Raw genomic sequence first — 17,413 nt, 5'->3', positions numbered from 1 at the left:
TGACGCCTGTAGATGATGGAGCCGGTTATGAAGAGATTATTTTTTATATCATCGTCGTTAGATGATATTGATAAAGCTGAGCATCAATTGATAGATGCCGGTATTAATGGCGATAGATTTCATCTTCTGAGTTCAAATGAGAGTGCCGCCATAGCGCGGGATTTACATGCAATCTCTTCTTTGGCGAAAACCGATGTGGTGCATTGGATGGAAAGGGGAGTACTAATTGGTATGGCCGGAGTGTTGATTGTGCTTTCATCCGGTTATTTCTCCGGACTGTATGAGTCCTTCACTTGGGCTCCGTTTATTTTCTTATCCCTTGTGATTTTTGGCTTTAGTTGCTGGGAGGCGGGTTTTGTTGGAATTCAGAAAAAAAACTATAAATATGCCCGTTTTGATCGTGAGTTATCCAAAGGTAACCATATTTTTATGGTGGACATAGAGGGCGGAGAAAAAACCTATGTCAAAAATGTGTGTGAAGAAACCTATCACATGAGTTCTGCCGGGGAAGACAGCCCCTGGGCGAGTCCCTTCGAGAATACACCCGCTCCGAACAAGTAACGGCTTTTGGTTGTTATACGTTACGCTATCCGACTTTCGTTCTCCCTATTGTGTGTACAAGCCCTTTCGCAACTCTAAGCGAGTTGAGAAAGGGCTCATATCTGTTGGCTTTACATAAGCATGGCTTTCTTATCTCACGGCTGAACTTCGTTTGTTTGAATAGGTCAAACCTTTGAAATTGACTGGGAACTGAGCATGATCATCAAGAAGTTTGGTAAATACGATGTGCGTAATGAGCCTGTGACCAATGAGGCTTTATTTCACCAACGTCGGAAGATTATAAAAATGATGGGAGTGGGTAGCGCCCTGATGGCGGGTTCAGCCTCTTCCAAAGCGGGCATACTCGATAATATTTTAGGCGGCGGGAACAGTAATGCGTTTGTCCGACAGCCATTGAACTACCAGAAAGGCAAAAAAATATCGGAACCCCTAACTCCCGAGAAGAAAGTTATTTCATACAATAACTTTTATGAATTTGGCACTTCCAAATCGGACCCATACGAACACGCCCAGGCATTTCAAGTTAACCCTTGGCAGGTAACCATTGATGGGGAGGCCAATAACGCCTTCACACTTGGTTATGATGACCTGTTTCGACGATTTCAGTTAGAGGAGCGGATTTATCGGCTGCGCTGCGTGGAGGCCTGGTCGATGGTGGTTCCTTGGGTGGGGTTTGAACTGAATCAGCTAATTAAAATGGCTGACCCCAAATCAACAGCAAAATACGTTTCGTTTACGACGCTTGCCGATAAGGAGCAAATGCGGGGTGTCAGAACACCGCTCTTAGGTGGAGGAATTGACTATCCCTACCGCGAGGGGTTGCGATTGGATGAAGCCATGCATCCTCTCACACTTATCGCAGTGGGTGTTTATGGGAAAACCCTACCACCTCAAAATGGCGCGCCTTTACGTTTGGTGGTGCCCTGGAAATATGGATTTAAAAGCGTTAAATCCATAGTGAAAATTTCTTTAACAAAAACTCAGCCAGTAACAACCTGGAATACTCTCGCTGCAAATGAATATGGCTTCTATGCCAATGTTAACCCCGAGGTTGATCATCCTAGGTGGAGCCAAAAGAAAGAGAGGCGCATCACCGAAGGAGGGGTGTTTGATCAACAGAGGATCGATACCCGCTTATTTAATGGCTATGATAAAGATGTCGCACACCTTTATCAGGGAATGGATTTAGCGAAGCTCTACTAGTGTTTTCTTTCATTTCTACTGTTATTTTACATTTCATTATCGCTTCACCTTTAGTGGTGATGTTTTATCGCGGGGTTATGGATCAGCTCGGTGCAGACCCGGTTAAGGCGCTTATTCATTTCAGTGGAATTAGTACGTTAAATTTATTGGTTATTACGCTCAGCGTCACGCCATTGGCTCGATGGTTTCGATGGGGATGGTTGGTTCGCCAGCGCAAAACCATCGGCCTGTATTGCTTCGCTTATGCTTCGGCCCATATCTTCAGTTATTTAGGTTTTGAGTTGGGTTTTGCCTGGCAGGACTTTGTCTCCGAAATAGTAAAAAGACCATATATCACTTTGGGTGCGTTGGCTTATGTGATGCTTGTTGTTCTGGCTATCACGTCGCTTGACTATATTAAGAAAATTATTGGATCACGGTGGAAAAGCATTCATCAGATGATTTACCTTATCGTGATATTAGGTGGTATTCACTTTTTATGGTCGGTTAAGTCCGACATTGTCGAACCATTAGTGTATTTATCGATTTTTTCTGTCTTGCTCTTTTTGCGACGAGACAAACTTCGAAAGATCTGGTGCAAATGGTTTGTTCCTGCCAATCCCTAGTCCAGTTAACAGGTTTTGACTGCACTCAGGGGCATTTTTTCTCTTTAAACGCCACTGATACGTTTTTCTTAAAAAGCGAGGCCGTGTTTTAAACCGCTGACGCAACAAGCGTTTAGGGTTGTATTCATATTAGAGCATATCTAATTCGTATAGGTAGGATAGGAAAGCGTGCGAATTGGCCGGGGGAGAGATAAGTACGGATGGGGGGGAAGTTTCTCCACGGAAAAACGAGGAAATAGCTTTAGATAAATATATGCTCAATAACTCACTTTAATAAGAGCAAGCTATATCCAAATTTTGTTGCGTTTATAAAAGCGCTGAAAATTCAATAAGTTAGTTGCTTTTCATTTTTGATGAAAAGAAACGTCAAAAAAATGCTATGTGGCGCCTAAATTTTTCTATGCCAGCGATGCTAGGCTTATAAATAACAGGTGGGGCCACAGATATGATCAGAACACTGGCTTTTCAAAATCTATTTATACTGATAAAAGCGATGGTTCTGATCGTGTTTGATCGTCTCTGCTATTGCTTCCCTGCGCGCTTAATCGGTTTGTTTGCCTTGTTGCTCTTGCCAGTAACAGCGGCTGCGGACGGTGGGCATTCGACTGATGATGCCGTACAAAAGAGCCTTTACTTTATCCAGTCTGAACGCATGGATGAAAATGATATTCGGGCTTCTCTGGACTTTAATGCGCCATTAAAAGTCACTCAAAAAGCAAATGCCGTTGCCACAGTTGAGCGTATTCTTCGACAGCATTACACCGAGAATGGACGCAAAACTTTGCTTATGAACGAATCAATAGGTGAGTTGGCGGAGTATTTGGGGCAATTTCCTGAGGTTGTTTCGTTACTCAATGACATCAACCCTTTTCCCTGGACTTTTGAGTATCGGCAACGAAGCTTTTTAACCGAGGTAACCGGCACGCATTTACGTGTTGACAAGGTTAAAGTGTTTTTTGATCCTCAAGCATCCGCCAAGCTCAAATTCCACCGTGCGTGTAGTAAGAAGCCTTTACATTGTATTGCTTCACCTGCGGACGCCTTGCTTCATGAGTTTCTGCATGTGAGAAGTGTTTTTCTGGATACCGAGAGCTTCCTGGCTCAGGGAGGAATGAACCGTGCCCTGTACCCTTACATGTACGAACAGAAAATCATAGACCAAGAGAATGACCTGTATCGCGCGATGAGTGAGGTGGATCATCAGCCGCGCCCCATTCGCAGGGAGCATCACGGAAAATATGCCATAGCAGGTTGTGTTAGTTGCATTCAATGAGCAGAGAATAAAATGCTTTTTGTAATGTGAAGACTAAGAATAACGACACTGCTTGAGCTAAGCTTTTCTTGAACGCCATTGCTATTGTCAAGCACTATGAATAAAAACACGATTGCGGCAAAAATCTATTTGGTTCTTGGGTCGGTATCGCTAATTGTTATTAGCTTTACATTTATTATTAGTTTTTTAAGCTATCGAATTAATACCTCAAGTTCACATGTCATAAAAAATGACCTCCCTTCTGCGTTAAGTGCTTTAGCCATGTTGGAAGAGCTTGGCAATATGAATGCAAATCTACTGGAGTACGTTTTAGGTGAAAAGGAAGAAAAGCTGGAATACTACAGTAATCTGGATAGTCTTAATCGGCTGAAGAAAGGCGTACCAGTCGGGGAGAATAACCAACAGGTCATGCAGCGGTTGGATCGACTTATTCTTGATCATGAGGGTAACGCCAAAGAAAATGTTTTTGCCAAGTACGACCCTTCTGAGGAATTAGACGCCGATGTAAATATTCAACGATTGCTTAAGGACATCGGTATACCAATGGAATCCCTTCTGGACGAGTTGAAAGAAGAAGAAATTGAAGATGTTGGTTCTGGCAGTAATCTAGAGGAAATCATCAATGATGACTTGCCCGCTCTTAGATATTACCTAGAGCTGGTGGACGAAGCCGGTGATATGCTGGCTGACCTGGATCGTTTTGTATTGGGTGATGTCGATGCCAAGCGTGCCTTTTTCAATGATGCGTTACAGTTTGAGGGATTTTTGGAATTGTTGAAGCCTCTGGAAAAGAAACCGAATGAATTAATTAAAATAAGGGAGATTGAACGTCTATTTCTGGAATTGAAGTCTCAAGGCGCCAATATCCTTCAGCGCTATAACCCTCAGGGGAAACTCGCTGCGCTGAAAACTATCGACTCGTTGGAACATACCAGTTTCTCAGAAGCTGAAGTTTTACTGGAGGATTTCTCTGCACAATCATCAAAGCAAGCATTGTCGGCCATTTATGAATTGAATGATTTGTCAAAAACTATTCGTCTGATTTTAATTCTCCTGTCTTTATTCACTATGTGTTTTCTCGTCGTAATTTCGTATTACGCGAGGAGGTCTGTATTTCGGCCAATCGAGCAGATAACTTCATCGATTGAAAAGCTTCGAAACGGTGAGCGCGATTTTGTATTTGATTACGAAAGTCAGAAAAATGAGTTGGGTGAGATTTTAAAGAATATCGATCAGTTTCAAAGTGAGTTGTCCGAATTGGATCATTTGAGAGAATCCCAGGAACTCAATCAGATGAACATAACTCAGCAACGAGATGAGCTACAGCGTACCTTAGATGATTTAAAAACAACTCAAAACAAACTTATTGAGTCCGAGAAAATGGCATCACTTGGTTCTCTGGTAGCCGGAGTTGCACATGAAGTGAATACACCTGTCGGTGTAGGTGTGACTATGGCCTCGTCGTTAAAACGGGATGTGGGAAAGTTTATTGACTTAGTCAAAACAGGTGAAATTACGTTATCCCAACTTAACCAGTTTGAAACTGAATGCAGTCAGACATTGGATTTGTTGACTGGCTCACTGGAAAAGGCTTCAAATCTTATTCAAAACTTTAAGCAGGTTGCAACGGATCAGGCTGGATCAAAACGTCGCGAGTTTAATTTGAAAGAGACGATTGACGAAATAGTATCAACATTAAAGCATAAGATTAAAGGCTCAAAAATTCAATTGGTTGTTGATGGTGAGAGCGATGTGTTAATGGAAAGCTTTCCAGGCCCTCTAGGGCAGGTGATTGGTAACTTGTTTGATAATGCACTCATTCATGGGTTTGAGCATCGGGAAGATGGTGAGATAAAAATTCTGTTCGAACAAGATGGGAAATATGTAAATATTAACTTTTGTGACAACGGAAATGGTATCCCGGAAGATAATATCGCTTATGTTTTTAATCCTTTTTTCACTACCAAGCTAGGTAAGGGCGGTTCGGGTCTTGGGCTCAATATTGTACACAATATTGTTACAAATGTACTGGGCGGAAGTATCGAAGTGAAAAGTGATAATGGTACACGATTTGAAATTCGACTTCCAATACAGGCCCCGGATAGAAAAACAGGAGATGAGAAAGTCAATGTCAGATTTTAAACTCAATATTCGTGATGACATGATGGACTTCCTGGATGAAGACTCCAATGATAGCGCAAAAAAAACATGGAAAATTGCTGTTATTGACGATGATGAATCCGTTCATGATGCCACTAAGCTAGCTTTGCGAAATTCGACCTTTAAGGGAAATGGTCTGGAATTTGTTAGTGCTTATTCCGCAGTAGAAGGATTTGAATTGCTGAAGAGTAATCCAGATTGTGCGGTAACATTACTTGATGTTGTTATGGAAACGCCAACAGCCGGACTTGATCTGGTGGAACGAATTCGGTCAGAGCTGAATATGCATAATATTCAAATTATTCTTCGAACAGGGCAGCCTGGGTATGCGCCTGAAGAGGAGGTGATTGAAAAGTACGAAATTAATGATTACAAAACCAAGAACGAACTAACTCATAGCAAATTGTTTGCTTCTATTGCCTCAGCTATTCGTGCTTATTCTCATCTGATTGCATTGGAGGAGAGCAAGGAAGGGTTGCGCAATGTTATTGATGCTGCGTCCAACTTAATTAAAGAGCGATCGATACATGAGTTTGCCAATGGTGTACTTAGACAAATTAGCGCGCTGTTTTCTATATCCACTCAAGGTATTTTTTGCGTATCACAGAATCCTGGGCGTGGTTTGCAGGAAATGATATCCAAAGAAGGCAATAGTTACACGGTTGTGGCTACATCAAGTAAGTATGCCTACCTATATGGTAAAGCTCTGGATCAGATTAAAGATGAGCGTGAAATAGATATTGTCATGCAGGCGATATTAGATAAGTCGAGTCATTTTGAGGATCACCACACAGCAATTTATCTTTCTACACCGGCTTGTTGGGAAGGTGTCATTGTTTTGGATGGGCGTTTTGAACTGAATGATGTTCAAAAAGAGCTTTTACAAGTCTTCTGTCAAAATGTTTCTCTTGGGTTGGAAAATGCCAAGTTCTTTTCTCATTTAAATAGAGCTGCATACTTTGATAATTTAACCGGGTTATATAGTCGTTCCGGATTTATTTTTAATGTCGGCACTTACTATAGACACTGTAAACAAAATGCGTCCCTGTTTATTGTCGATATAGATTATTTTCACGACATTATAGAAGGTTTAGGCTACGAGTTTGGTAACCGAGTATTAGTGGCAGTCGCTACAGCGCTTACTCAGAGTTTTTCTGAATACGATATGGTTGCTCGACTACACTCAGATGTTTTTGCCATATTAGTCAGTGACAATCGCCGTAGTTTGAAAGAAATTGGAAAAATCCTATCAAAACCTATTTATGTTGACGGTAGTTCATATCGTTTAGGTTTTACTATCGGGGCATCGGAAATTGATGCTGGTGAAGAACTATTTGATGGAGAATCTCTACTGCGTCAAGCGGAGATAGCCTTAAAAATAGCTAAGGAGCAAACCCGCGGCGCAGGAATGAAGTTCTCTTCCAAATTTGAGGAACACAATCGTAAGCGTTTGAATCTTCTGGGTGATGTACGTCATGGTTTGGTTAGTAGTGAGTTTTTCCTCAACATCCAGCCAAAGGTATCGATGAATACTGGTGACGTTGTCGGTTACGAGGCACTTTTACGGTGGCGGCATCCCGAGAAAGGGTTAATTTCACCTGGGGAATTTATTCCTATTGCTGAAAAATCCGGTTTGAGTTTTGACCTGGATTTACATGTTTTTCGTTTGGTATTGCAGTTTCTCCGAGACTACCCAGACGTGGCTAAACCTATTTCGATTAATGTTTCTGCTAATTCATTGCATCAGGCGGATTTTATTGATGGGATAAAAGAGATTCTCAATGAAATACCTACAGACATTAATAAGCTGCAACTGGAAATTACCGAGAACACCTTAATACGAAGTGATGCTGCAATTCGGCACCTTACTGAGTTGCGCGAGTTTGGTTTTACCATATGCCTGGATGATTTTGGTGCTGGTTATTGCTCTCTTGGTTATTTGTTAAAACTGCCGGTGGATGTGATTAAAATTGATCGAGCGTTTGTACGGAATATAACGGCGGACGTCGAATCCTTACATGTTCTTAAGGGGATGCTGGCAATATGTATGGAGTTGAAAAAAGAAGTTGTGGTCGAAGGGGTGGAAACTCTGGATCAGGTTAAACTTCTCACTGATTTAGGAGTTGAGATTGCACAAGGGTTTTACTATTTCGTTCCGCTTCTGCCGTCAGAGTTAGTCGAAAAGGCGCTGTAGCTTCTTGGTTTATTACCAAATGGTTTTCTGCAGGCTTTAGTTACTGTAATTGCTAGTTAGATACGAATCATGCCTACATAAATATGTTGGCAGCTTTTTCGCTTGGTATGCAGTAAACTGATTTCTCCATTAACTTTGCCGAAAATGCATTTCTTGTGTCATCTATGATCGATAGCCATTGCCATCTGGATTTTCCTGAATTTGATTCTGACCGGGCAGACGTTCTTTCCGCGTGTCGGAATCTCGGGGTAGATCGGATCGTTATACCTGGCGTTGTAGAATCTCAATGGGACAGTCTGGCTCAGCTCTGTCAAAGCATTTCGTCGTTATATTTTTCTGTGGGGGTTCACCCCTGGATGCTGGATAAGACTGAGTTTGATCTTACGCAGCCTGCTGTATTGCATCAGCAGATTAAACAAAAAATACAACCATTTGTTCACAACCGCCGTTGTGTGGCGATAGGTGAGGTCGGACTGGATAAATCCATTGCTATTGAAATGGACACGCAGCTACGTGTATTTCAACAATTTATTGACATGGCCAATGATTTTTCCCTGCCATTGATTGTGCACAATGTTAAAGCACACAATGAGATTTTATTCGCATTAAAAAGTGTCAGAAATGGGGGAGTAATTCACGGCTTTTCCGGTAGTTACGAGTTGGCAAGTGAGTATATTGCACGTGGTTTTTTTATTGGTGTTGGTGGAACGCTAACCTATGATCGGGCACAGAAAACCCGTAAGGCGATAAAAGGTATTCCATTAACGGCAATTTTGTTGGAAACCGATGCACCATCAATGCCGTTGTCTGGTCGGCAAGGGCAACGTAACAGTCCTGAATTTTTACCCGAAATTGCCCAAGCCGTTGCCGAACTTAAGGATGTTTCTGTTGACGAGGTGATCCATCAAACACGAGAAAACTGTAAGGCGCTTTTTGCATTTGATCGCTAACCTGAGGATCAATTAAAAGGGGTTAGTTTTTTCGGGCAACCCCGAGATAACGCTCGATTGCTTTGGTTGCTGCGACGAAGCCAAATGTGCCCGTTACCATAGTGCAGGAACCAAAGCCTCCTGCACAATCCAGCTTTACACCGTTGTCCAACGCCTGTTTGTCCATGCATACTGAGCCGTCTGGTTTAGGGTAAACCATCTGTTCAGTTGAATAGACCGCATCGACACGAAATTTACGGTTCTTGTCCCGCGAAAAGTTATAGTGGCGATAAAGCTGAGTTCGAATTTTGGCCAGCATCGGGTCGCATTGTGTTTGACCCAAATCCGACACCGTCACTCGTTGAGGGTCTCGTTTGCCTCCGGAAGAGCCAATCGTGATCAAGCGTATTTTTCTTGCGCTGCAATAGGAGACTAAACCGGTTTTTATGTGTGTGGAGTCGATGGCATCGATCACGATATCCTGCTCTGGCTTGATGAGGTCTGGAATGTTCTTCTTGGTTAGAAAGTCACTAACCAGATTCAGTTTTATGTCCGGATTAATGTCCGTCAATCTTTCCCCCATAACTTGCAATTTGGGGCGTCCAACTTGACTGCGTAAGGCGTGAATTTGGCGATTGGTGTTAGTTGTGCAGACATCGTCCAGTTCGATCAGGGTGAGTTGACCCAGGCCACTTCTTGCCAATGCTTCCGCTACCCAGGTACCTACGCCTCCGAGGCCTATGACCGTAAAGTGTGCATTGTATAGCGCTGCCAATGCAGGAGTGCCATATAAGCGGGCAATACCAGAAAATCGTTGAAAATAGTCGTCAGAATAGGGCGTGGACATAGCTTAAATCGGGTCAGCGGAAAAGGCCGCTATTGTGCAAAATTTGGGTCGAGCATGTAAAGCGTAGCAGTCAGCTTGTGTTCAGGTTGCTTCAGGTAACCTGAACACAGAATCAAGTAAAAGTATTGAGTTGATTGTGATCCGGGAGCGACAAATGCGTATTCAAAATATAAACAAAATTATCTTGCTCGGTGCTGTTTCGGTTGGTCTGGCTGCCTGTCATGGTGACGGAGAGTATGACTCATATTCATATTCGACAACCACAACGACAACAACGGAAGTTATTGTTGATGCACCTTTGTCGACGACAGACATTGCAGGCTTGTACGACATTTCGGTTGATACCCAAATGGGATATGACGAATACTATCTGTACCTTGATGAGTTCGGCAATGGCACCGTTTACGACTATGCCGGTGACAGTTATGACAACTATGGTAACTGTTACTGGATTACTCGGGATGTGATTCAGGTTTACCACTTGTACGATGATGTGTTCGATACCGGCGTTGACACTCCTTCTTTTGAGGTTGAGTTAAAATACAATGGATTTAATGCGGTGTTTGATCAGGCTGATGGTGTCAGTATTGAAAAATATTTCTTTGCAGAAAATGTGACTGTTCATGATATGGAAATTTCAGAGTGTGAATACAGTTCCGTTAAATCGTATAAAACCACAACAGAAAAAATTAAAACTCAAAAAGGACCTTTGATTTTTGGCCGAAAAATAGATAAGTAGTTTTCTTTCTGGTAACCATCTGTTCTTCTATGTGGTTACCAGCTTCGCTTCCCCTAAATGATAATAGTAACTATTTAAGTTTTGTGGGTATGAAAAAAAAGCGGTTAAAGGGACTCTCGAGACTTTTGAAGGAGGACGAGCGGATTGTTGCTGAATGAATCGTTGATCGTGTGGCGATTATATACCGGGAACGATGAGTTCCCGGTGGTAGAAATGGAGATTAAAAGGATTTTGAAAAAACAATGCCTGCTACAGTTGCTGTATCACCGTCTACAAAATCCACATTAACCGTCGGTGCGATACCAAAGCCTCCAACGTGAAAATCGTAGGCTACGCCGACACGTGAAACAGTTTCGGTTTTGCCGTGTTCACCGTCGATTTCTTCTTCACCAATGCCGGCACCTAAACGCCAATGTGTGTCTGGACGGTAGTACACATTAATCAATGCAAGGCTCACGCCTGCGTCGTTATGGCCATCTGGTGTTTCTTCATAGGTAAGCCCTGCACTCACGTGTTTGGTAAAACGAAATTCATATTCGATACCAAAAGAAGTCTCGGTTTCCGCTTCTTTCTCGCCGTGAACTTCATGACCATGATCGTCTATTTTAGGCGCATCGGCTCGTGTTGCACCGACAAATAGACCGATAATATGGCGATTGAAACCGTGAGAATCATGGGAGGAATCTGAAGCAAAGCTGGCGGATGATAATCCCAGTGCCAAAAGTGTCGCCAAGGATAGTGTGCATTTCAAAGCCGACATTAAATTACCCTCTGTTATTGGATTTCGGCAAGTATGGCTTAAAATACAAAAATCGCAAACCCAAGTAGAGATAATTTTACATATATCAAAACATGTAAAATTATGTAAAACCTTTATTCCGCCTATCTGTGTATTTATTCTCAATTAATCAAATCAATCATAACCGTCTACACTTAATACATAAGGGAAAAAAGGTTTTTTCTCCCTTCTTGTAAAACGTGTCTAAGGTTTTTGCTCTCATGTATAACGTGATAAATAATTGGTCGACCAAAACCAAAATTATTGGTGTGTGTTCGATTCTGGTTTTCTTGCTCATTTTTAATGTTTGGTTTGCTGTCAGTTCGATGAATAAAATCGGTGTTGAAATGGATGGTATTGCTAAACAGGATATTCCGTTAAGTGAGAGTTTGGCGATAATCAGTCAGAACTACTTGGGACAGATCGTTCATTATGAGCGTTCACTTCGTTATGGTGAGCAGATGCAATCAGGCTCGATGTATCGAGACCGTTTTACGCGAGAAAAGAACGCATATCGTGATTTGAAGAAAAAAGTGGACAGTGAGTTGGACGAGGCAAAGCAATTGGTTAGCAATGCGATTGGGTCTTCCACTTCTGAACAGGATAAACAAGAATTTATTCAGATACGGGAAGCCTTGGAGCAAATAGAAAAGGAATATCTGGCCTTTACTAAAAAGGCGGCATCAATATTTGAATTGCTCGGAGCAAACAACAATCAGCAAGCCATAGAATCCAGTGACCAGTTATATATTGTTCAGGAGAGGCTGGAAGAGGAGCTGACCCAGTTAAGCCAAAAAATTGAAGACTTTTCCCATGAGGCGGCTTTAAGGGCCGAGCAACACGAGCATCAGGCTGTGAGAATGATGATTGCTGTTGCTGTAATATCACTTATTTTAGGCACCATTTTCAGCTTTTTGGTATCGGGTAATATTGTGCGCCGTTTGCAGGAGCTTATGTCGGCAAGTGAATATATTGCCAGGGGTGACTTAACGCACTCTATTGAGTGCGATGGATCGGACGAAATTGGCAAACTGCAGTTGACCATGTCAAATATGCAAACGCGTTTGACGGAGATAATCACCAAAATTCTATTAAGCTCCCAGCAACTGGCGGCAGCAACGGAAGAGTTATCGGCAACTTCTCACCAAGCCAATACCAACATACAAACACAACAATCAGAAACATCGCAAGTTGCGACTGCTATGAACCAGATGGCCGCGACAGTTCAGGAGGTTGCAACCAATGCAAATGAAACTTCTCACTCGGTGAAGGACGCCAACCAGCAGACCATACAAGGGCAAAATATTGTGAACGAGTCTGTACGTGGTATGGAGAGCTTGGCGAGGGAAATGGAAAATGCAGCCAAAGTGATTACCGACGTTGGTCATGCCAGCGACAATATCTATGCGGTATTGGATGTAATTAAGGCAATCGCTGAGCAAACTAACCTCCTCGCGTTGAATGCGGCCATTGAGGCGGCACGAGCGGGAGAGCAAGGTCGGGGATTTGCGGTTGTAGCCGATGAAGTGCGTACTTTGGCAGGGCGCACCCAGGATTCCACTCAGGAGATCACCCAGATTATTGAGCAATTGCAAACGGGATCTAAAAATGCGGTTGATGTGATGAACCGGAGTTTGGATTTGGCAAAAACCGTTGCGAACGGAGCCGGGCTCGCAGGAGATTCCCTGGGAACTATTGCCCGCTCAATTAACCAGATTGATATGATGAGTCAGCAAATTGCCTCTGCTGCGGAAGAGCAGTCTGTAGTTGCGGAGGAAATGAATCGCAACATCACTCGTATCAGTATGATGAGTGATGAGAATTCAACAGCGACGGATCATATCGCGACCGCCAGCCTGGAGTTGGCTGAAATTTCCAGTCATATGCAAGATATGGCTGGGCAATTTAAACTCTGATTTCAAACCGAGGCAGGCTCGCCGATACAATGAGCCTGCTTTTTTTTACTTTTATTCCCTAAGGGCTTGTTCAATGAGCGGCAGCATATACTGCATAATTTGCGGTTGAGCTTCGACCTTTGGGTGAAGTCCGTCTGCTTGCATCAGCTCAGGGTTGCCCGCAATATCTTTCAGCATAAATGGCAGTAACAGTGTTTTTTCAGACTCTGCGAGATGTGCGTATTGGTTGAAAAATGGTTCTGTATACCGTTTGCCCAAGTTGGGTGGTAAGCGATTCCCCACAAGAATGACGCTGGCCTTAGATTGCTTGCTTAATGTGATCAGTTGCCGCAGGTTCTGCGTAATGTAAGGAACTGGTTTGCCCTGTAAGCCGTCATTTGCTCCTAACTCAATGATCACGATATCTGGCTTATGCTCCGCCAGAAGTTTTGGGAGTCGCTGTAAACCATTTTGTGTGGTTGCGCCGCCGACAGAGGCATTAATTACTGTGATGGGCTTGGCTGTTTGGCGGAAGTGTTGTCGTAAAAGATTTACCCAGCCTGATTCCCATGAAATATTATACGCCGCACTTAAGCTGTCCCCCAGCACCAAGAGTGTGGAAGAGGTTGTTTTCTGTGAGGGTACTGCAAGGGAAATGTTTCCTAATGCAGATAACCAAAGTACCAAAATAAAACGGATGATTGGCAGTCGTCGATTCGGATTGGAGTAATACATGCTATTGGCTAAAAACCTTTGTCAGAGTGTTTCAGTTGCAGACGGAACGCTTGATATCTTGAAAGGAGTGAATTTAAAAATCAACCGAAGTGAATCGGTTGCTATTGTTGGTCCATCAGGTTCCGGCAAATCAACATTACTTGGCATACTTGCCGGTTTGGACACGCCAACCCAGGGAGAGGTTCATTTGAACGGAGCCGAAATAACGGGCTTAAACGAAGAGGCGCGCTCTCAGGTCAGAGGGCAATATGTGTCTTTTGTCTTTCAAAATTTTCAACTTCTCGATAGTTTAACCGCTCTGGAGAACGTGGTGCTGCCTCTGGAAGTGAAAAATCAGGACAATGCGCTGGAGAAAGCGCACGCTTATATTGAACGAGTGGGCTTGAGCAAGCGTTTAACCCATTACCCCAAACAGCTTTCGGGTGGTGAGCAACAACGGATTGCGATCGCTAGAGCATTCGCCTGCGAAGCGCCTGTCCTGTTTGCTGACGAGCCCACTGGGAATCTGGATAGTGCAACTGGCGCAAAAATCTCGGATTTATTGTTCGCAATGAATGAAGAGTCGGATACCACGTTGGTTTTGGTGACCCACGACCTCACACTTGCTTCCCGATGTAACCGCACGTTAAAAATGAATGCCGGAACCCTGTCAGAATAGATTTCATGAAAAATACAATGCTTAACAGCGTGTTGCTTTTGTTATGGCGGGATTGGAAAAGTGGTGAGTTGAATCTCCTGCTTACATCCTTACTTCTGGCTGTAGCTACCATTGGCAGCATTAGCTTATTTACCAATCGAATTCAAAACTCTATAGAAGAAGAGGCGACCCAGTTTCTGGCTGCGGACGCCCAAATTAAAGGCTCGACTCCAATACCGGAAGCATGGCAGCAGCAGGCAGCGGCGGACGGCTTAACTCTTGCGAATGCTCAGGTTTTCCGGGCAATGGCTTTTGCCAATGACAAGATGCAATTATCTTCTGTGAAAGCGGTAGACGATGGTTACCCTTTGAAGGGTAAGTTACGTTTGGCTGATCAACCCTTTACCGCGGGACAACCCGCTGCCCGAGCACCAAAGCCCGGCCATGCCTGGGTGGTTTCCCGTCTGATGGGGGCTTTGGGGGTTCAGGTTGGCGACCAGATTGAAATCGGTGAAGCAGAATTTGTTGTCAGCGCGGTATTGATAAAGGAGCCGGACAGTTCCTCGGCGTTTTTTGGTGTTGCCCCCAGAATCATTATTCACTCGCAGGATGTTGCCAAGACCGGCGCGGTCAGCACTGGCAGTCGTGTTAGTTATACCTTAATGCTCAAAGGTGATGAATCTGATATTGCTGCATTTCAAAACCAGATAACGCCTCAATTGGGAAGTCATTTCCGGTGGGTTGGTATACAAGATGACAACCGGGGTGTTGGTGAAGCGCTGTCCCGCGCAAGTAGTTTTTTGCTGGTTGCTGGCAGCCTGAGTATTTTGTTGTTAGGCATTGCTATCGCGATGTCGGCCAGGCGTTATGCCGCACGTAAAGCTAATCAAGTGGCTCTACTCAAGACCTTCGGTAAGACCCCGAATCAAATACTCCGTATGTATATGTTGAACATATTTATGCTTGGCTGTACGGGGTTTGTTTTAGGAAGTGCCCTTGCATGGCTACTCCATATGGTGATTTTGTCTTTGCTTGGCGACTTGATTCCTCACGGGCTGCAACCACCGGGTGTTCGCGCATACTGGGCGGGAGGTTTTGCTGGTCTGGTTGCATTGCTGGCATTTGCTGCGCCACCTATATTGCCTCTGCGCTATGTCTCCCCCTGGCGGGTGTTACAGGCAAAAAGCCAGGAGCAATATGAAAACAAATGGTTGTCGCTGGGAGTGGGGACAATTGCTATTGCCTTCATTTTGTATTGGTTTGCCAATAGTGTGACACTCACGGCGATTTTGCTTGGTGGGATTGTACTTTCTGTATTGGTGGTGGGGGTGGCTTCCCGCGGTTTATTGACCCTGACCAATAGGTTATCTGCAGTAACGCAAAAGGCGTGGCGTTTTGGTTTGGCGAATCTCTATCGTCACCGCCAATTCAATGCGTTGCAGATTGTCATTTTTTCGCTGTTATTCATGATCATTTTTATCATGTTTATAGTGCGTACCAGTTTGGTGGATCAGTGGCGAGATCAACTGCCAGAAGGGGCGCCGAACCACTTTATCTTCAATGTCTTTCAGGAAGAGAAGGCGGCTCTAGAGAACTTTTTCAAACAAAAAGGCATCGACAGTCAACCCTTTTACCCTATGGCGAGAGGCCGGGTTATTGCGGTGAATGGCTCTGCGTCAAAGGATCTTCTTAAGGACTATCGCGGCTCCATGAATTACGAAAGGGAGCTGAACTTAACCTGGTCTGACAAGTTTGGCGGAGATAACGAGATTGTTGCCGGTAAACCCTGGGCCGGTGAGGATGCTGAGGGTAAGTATTGGGCATCGGTTGAAAAAGAGTATGCGGAAGGTCTGGGTATCGAGGTTGGCGACGATATTCTGGTCAGTGTGGCCGGTGATGAGTTCACAGCCCAAGTGAAAAGCATTCGCTCGGTGAAATGGGACTCGATGAACCCTAACTTCTTTTTGATTTTTAATCAGCCTTTTGTTTCTGAGGGTGCGGTAAACTGGTTAACCAGCTTTTATCTGCCTCCAGATAAAAAGACACTGCTGAACGACATTTCCTTTACTTTTCCGACCATGACCTTCATCGAGGTCGATCAGATGATCGATCAGGTTCAAAGTATCATTGCTAAGGTTTCCCTGGCGGTGGAGTTTGTCTTTGTGCTGGTGATTGCCGCAGGAGCTCTGGTCCTGGTATCAAGTATTCAGTCGACTCTGGATGAGCGCCTAAAAGAAAGTGCAATACTCCGCGCTTTAGGGGCCAATAGCCGTTTGGTGGGGCAATCGCTCTGGATTGAGTTTGGTGCTCTAGGCTTGGTGGCGGGAGTGATTTCGGTATTCCTGGGCGAGGTGGGTTTGTATTTGCTGCAAACGCAAATTTTTAAACTGGATTATCTGCCCAGTTATCGGCTTTGGTGGGTTTCTCCACTGTTGGCGGCTTTACTGATTGGGGCTATTGGATACCTTTCCACCCGCCGTGTAGTCAAGGTGCCACCCTTGGTGATTCTTGCGAATAAATAAGATGACGCGCCCTTGGCGGCTCGGCTGAAGGGCGTTTGTGGGTAAAGTGATATTCTTTTGACCGGCATCAGCGGGTTTAGTCGGGGAAAGAGGTTAAATAGTACTTGCATTTGGTTGCGAGCACTGACATTTCTTAATCCCTGAGGGCTTGGCGGCGGTGTTGGACTTTTCCTGTCCGGCCGTTTATTCTTCGGGAGCTATACTGCTCGGGGTGGTTTGAGAAACCGAACTTCCGCTAGAGAAGGGCTCGCCAAGCAACGTAGTGATGTGTTAAAGGGGGTGCTGTCGGAGGCAATCTCCAACCAGTGATTCTACATCCGTAACAGTGGATGGCT

At 44.1% G+C, this 17,413-nt stretch carries 14 protein-coding genes; 11 read left to right on the top strand and 3 right to left on the bottom strand.

The features are described 5' to 3' along the window. Window positions 1-27 precede the first annotated feature (27 nt). From P5V12_RS15710 to P5V12_RS15680, 7 genes are all read left to right on the top strand, one after another. Window positions 28-561 carry an NAD/FAD-utilizing enzyme gene (locus P5V12_RS15710; RefSeq protein WP_316954033.1) on the top strand — a complete coding sequence of 178 codons (534 nt, stop codon included), beginning with the start codon at window positions 28-30 and terminating at the stop codon, window positions 559-561. Window positions 562-756: 195 nt separating this feature from the next. Continuing rightward, window positions 757-1,764 carry a protein-methionine-sulfoxide reductase catalytic subunit MsrP gene (msrP, locus tag P5V12_RS15705; protein WP_316954032.1) on the top strand — a complete coding sequence of 336 codons (1,008 nt, stop codon included), beginning with the start codon at window positions 757-759 and terminating at the stop codon, window positions 1,762-1,764. Further along, on the top strand, window positions 1,764-2,369 hold the full coding sequence (gene msrQ / locus P5V12_RS15700) for a protein-methionine-sulfoxide reductase heme-binding subunit MsrQ (protein WP_316954031.1): 606 nt from the start codon (window positions 1,764-1,766) through the stop codon (window positions 2,367-2,369). The genes msrP and msrQ overlap by 1 nt, the downstream gene beginning before the upstream one ends. A gap of 445 nt (window positions 2,370-2,814) precedes the next feature. Next, complete coding sequence (locus P5V12_RS15695; protein ID WP_316954030.1) at window positions 2,815-3,642, top strand: hypothetical protein; 828 nt, start codon at window positions 2,815-2,817, stop codon at window positions 3,640-3,642. A 96-nt stretch (window positions 3,643-3,738) separates the two neighbouring features. Next, complete coding sequence (locus P5V12_RS15690) at window positions 3,739-5,784, top strand: HAMP domain-containing sensor histidine kinase (protein WP_316954029.1); 2,046 nt, start codon at window positions 3,739-3,741, stop codon at window positions 5,782-5,784. Continuing rightward, the gene (locus P5V12_RS15685; RefSeq protein WP_316954028.1) at window positions 5,771-7,996 is read left to right on the top strand and encodes an EAL domain-containing protein; all 2,226 of its coding nucleotides are present in this window, start codon (window positions 5,771-5,773) and stop codon (window positions 7,994-7,996) included. Before P5V12_RS15690 ends, P5V12_RS15685 begins: the two co-directional genes overlap by 14 nt. A 164-nt stretch (window positions 7,997-8,160) precedes the next feature. After that, complete coding sequence (locus P5V12_RS15680; RefSeq protein WP_316954027.1) at window positions 8,161-8,946, top strand: TatD family hydrolase; 786 nt, start codon at window positions 8,161-8,163, stop codon at window positions 8,944-8,946. Window positions 8,947-8,968: 22 nt separating this feature from the next. Here P5V12_RS15680 and tcdA read toward each other — a convergent pair whose 3' ends face one another. Then, the gene (tcdA, locus tag P5V12_RS15675) at window positions 8,969-9,772 is read right to left on the bottom strand and encodes a tRNA cyclic N6-threonylcarbamoyladenosine(37) synthase TcdA (RefSeq protein WP_316954026.1); all 804 of its coding nucleotides are present in this window, start codon (window positions 9,770-9,772) and stop codon (window positions 8,969-8,971) included. A gap of 154 nt (window positions 9,773-9,926) precedes the next feature. Between tcdA and P5V12_RS15670 the strand changes: the two genes are divergently transcribed. Further along, entirely contained in the window at window positions 9,927-10,511 is a 585-nt protein-coding gene (locus P5V12_RS15670; protein WP_316954025.1) for a hypothetical protein, read from the top strand. Between the two features lie 220 nt (window positions 10,512-10,731). On the opposite strand, the gene P5V12_RS15665 is transcribed toward P5V12_RS15670, so the two are convergent. Next, window positions 10,732-11,271 carry a hypothetical protein gene (locus P5V12_RS15665; protein WP_316954024.1) on the bottom strand — a complete coding sequence of 180 codons (540 nt, stop codon included), beginning with the start codon at window positions 11,269-11,271 and terminating at the stop codon, window positions 10,732-10,734. A gap of 239 nt (window positions 11,272-11,510) precedes the next feature. On the opposite strand from P5V12_RS15665, the gene P5V12_RS15660 reads away from it, so the two are divergent. Further along, complete coding sequence (locus P5V12_RS15660; protein ID WP_316954023.1) at window positions 11,511-13,205, top strand: methyl-accepting chemotaxis protein; 1,695 nt, start codon at window positions 11,511-11,513, stop codon at window positions 13,203-13,205. Between the two features lie 51 nt (window positions 13,206-13,256). Here the strand turns inward: P5V12_RS15660 and P5V12_RS15655 are convergent, their stop codons facing one another. Then, complete coding sequence (locus P5V12_RS15655; protein ID WP_316954022.1) at window positions 13,257-13,919, bottom strand: arylesterase; 663 nt, start codon at window positions 13,917-13,919, stop codon at window positions 13,257-13,259. Between P5V12_RS15655 and P5V12_RS15650 the strand changes: the two genes are divergently transcribed. Then, on the top strand, window positions 13,918-14,577 hold the full coding sequence (locus P5V12_RS15650) for an ABC transporter ATP-binding protein (RefSeq protein ID WP_316954021.1): 660 nt from the start codon (window positions 13,918-13,920) through the stop codon (window positions 14,575-14,577). The genes P5V12_RS15655 and P5V12_RS15650 overlap by 2 nt on opposite strands. Window positions 14,578-14,582: 5 nt before the next feature. Further along, on the top strand, window positions 14,583-17,078 hold the full coding sequence (locus P5V12_RS15645) for an ABC transporter permease (protein ID WP_316954020.1): 2,496 nt from the start codon (window positions 14,583-14,585) through the stop codon (window positions 17,076-17,078). Window positions 17,079-17,413: the final 335 nt, after the last annotated feature.

Source organism: Teredinibacter sp. KSP-S5-2 (assembly GCF_032773895.1).
In the GTDB taxonomy this organism is placed as follows: domain Bacteria; phylum Pseudomonadota; class Gammaproteobacteria; order Pseudomonadales; family Cellvibrionaceae.
The sequence above is the reverse complement of the archived record's forward strand: the minus strand, read 5'-3'. Positions and strand labels throughout refer to the sequence as shown.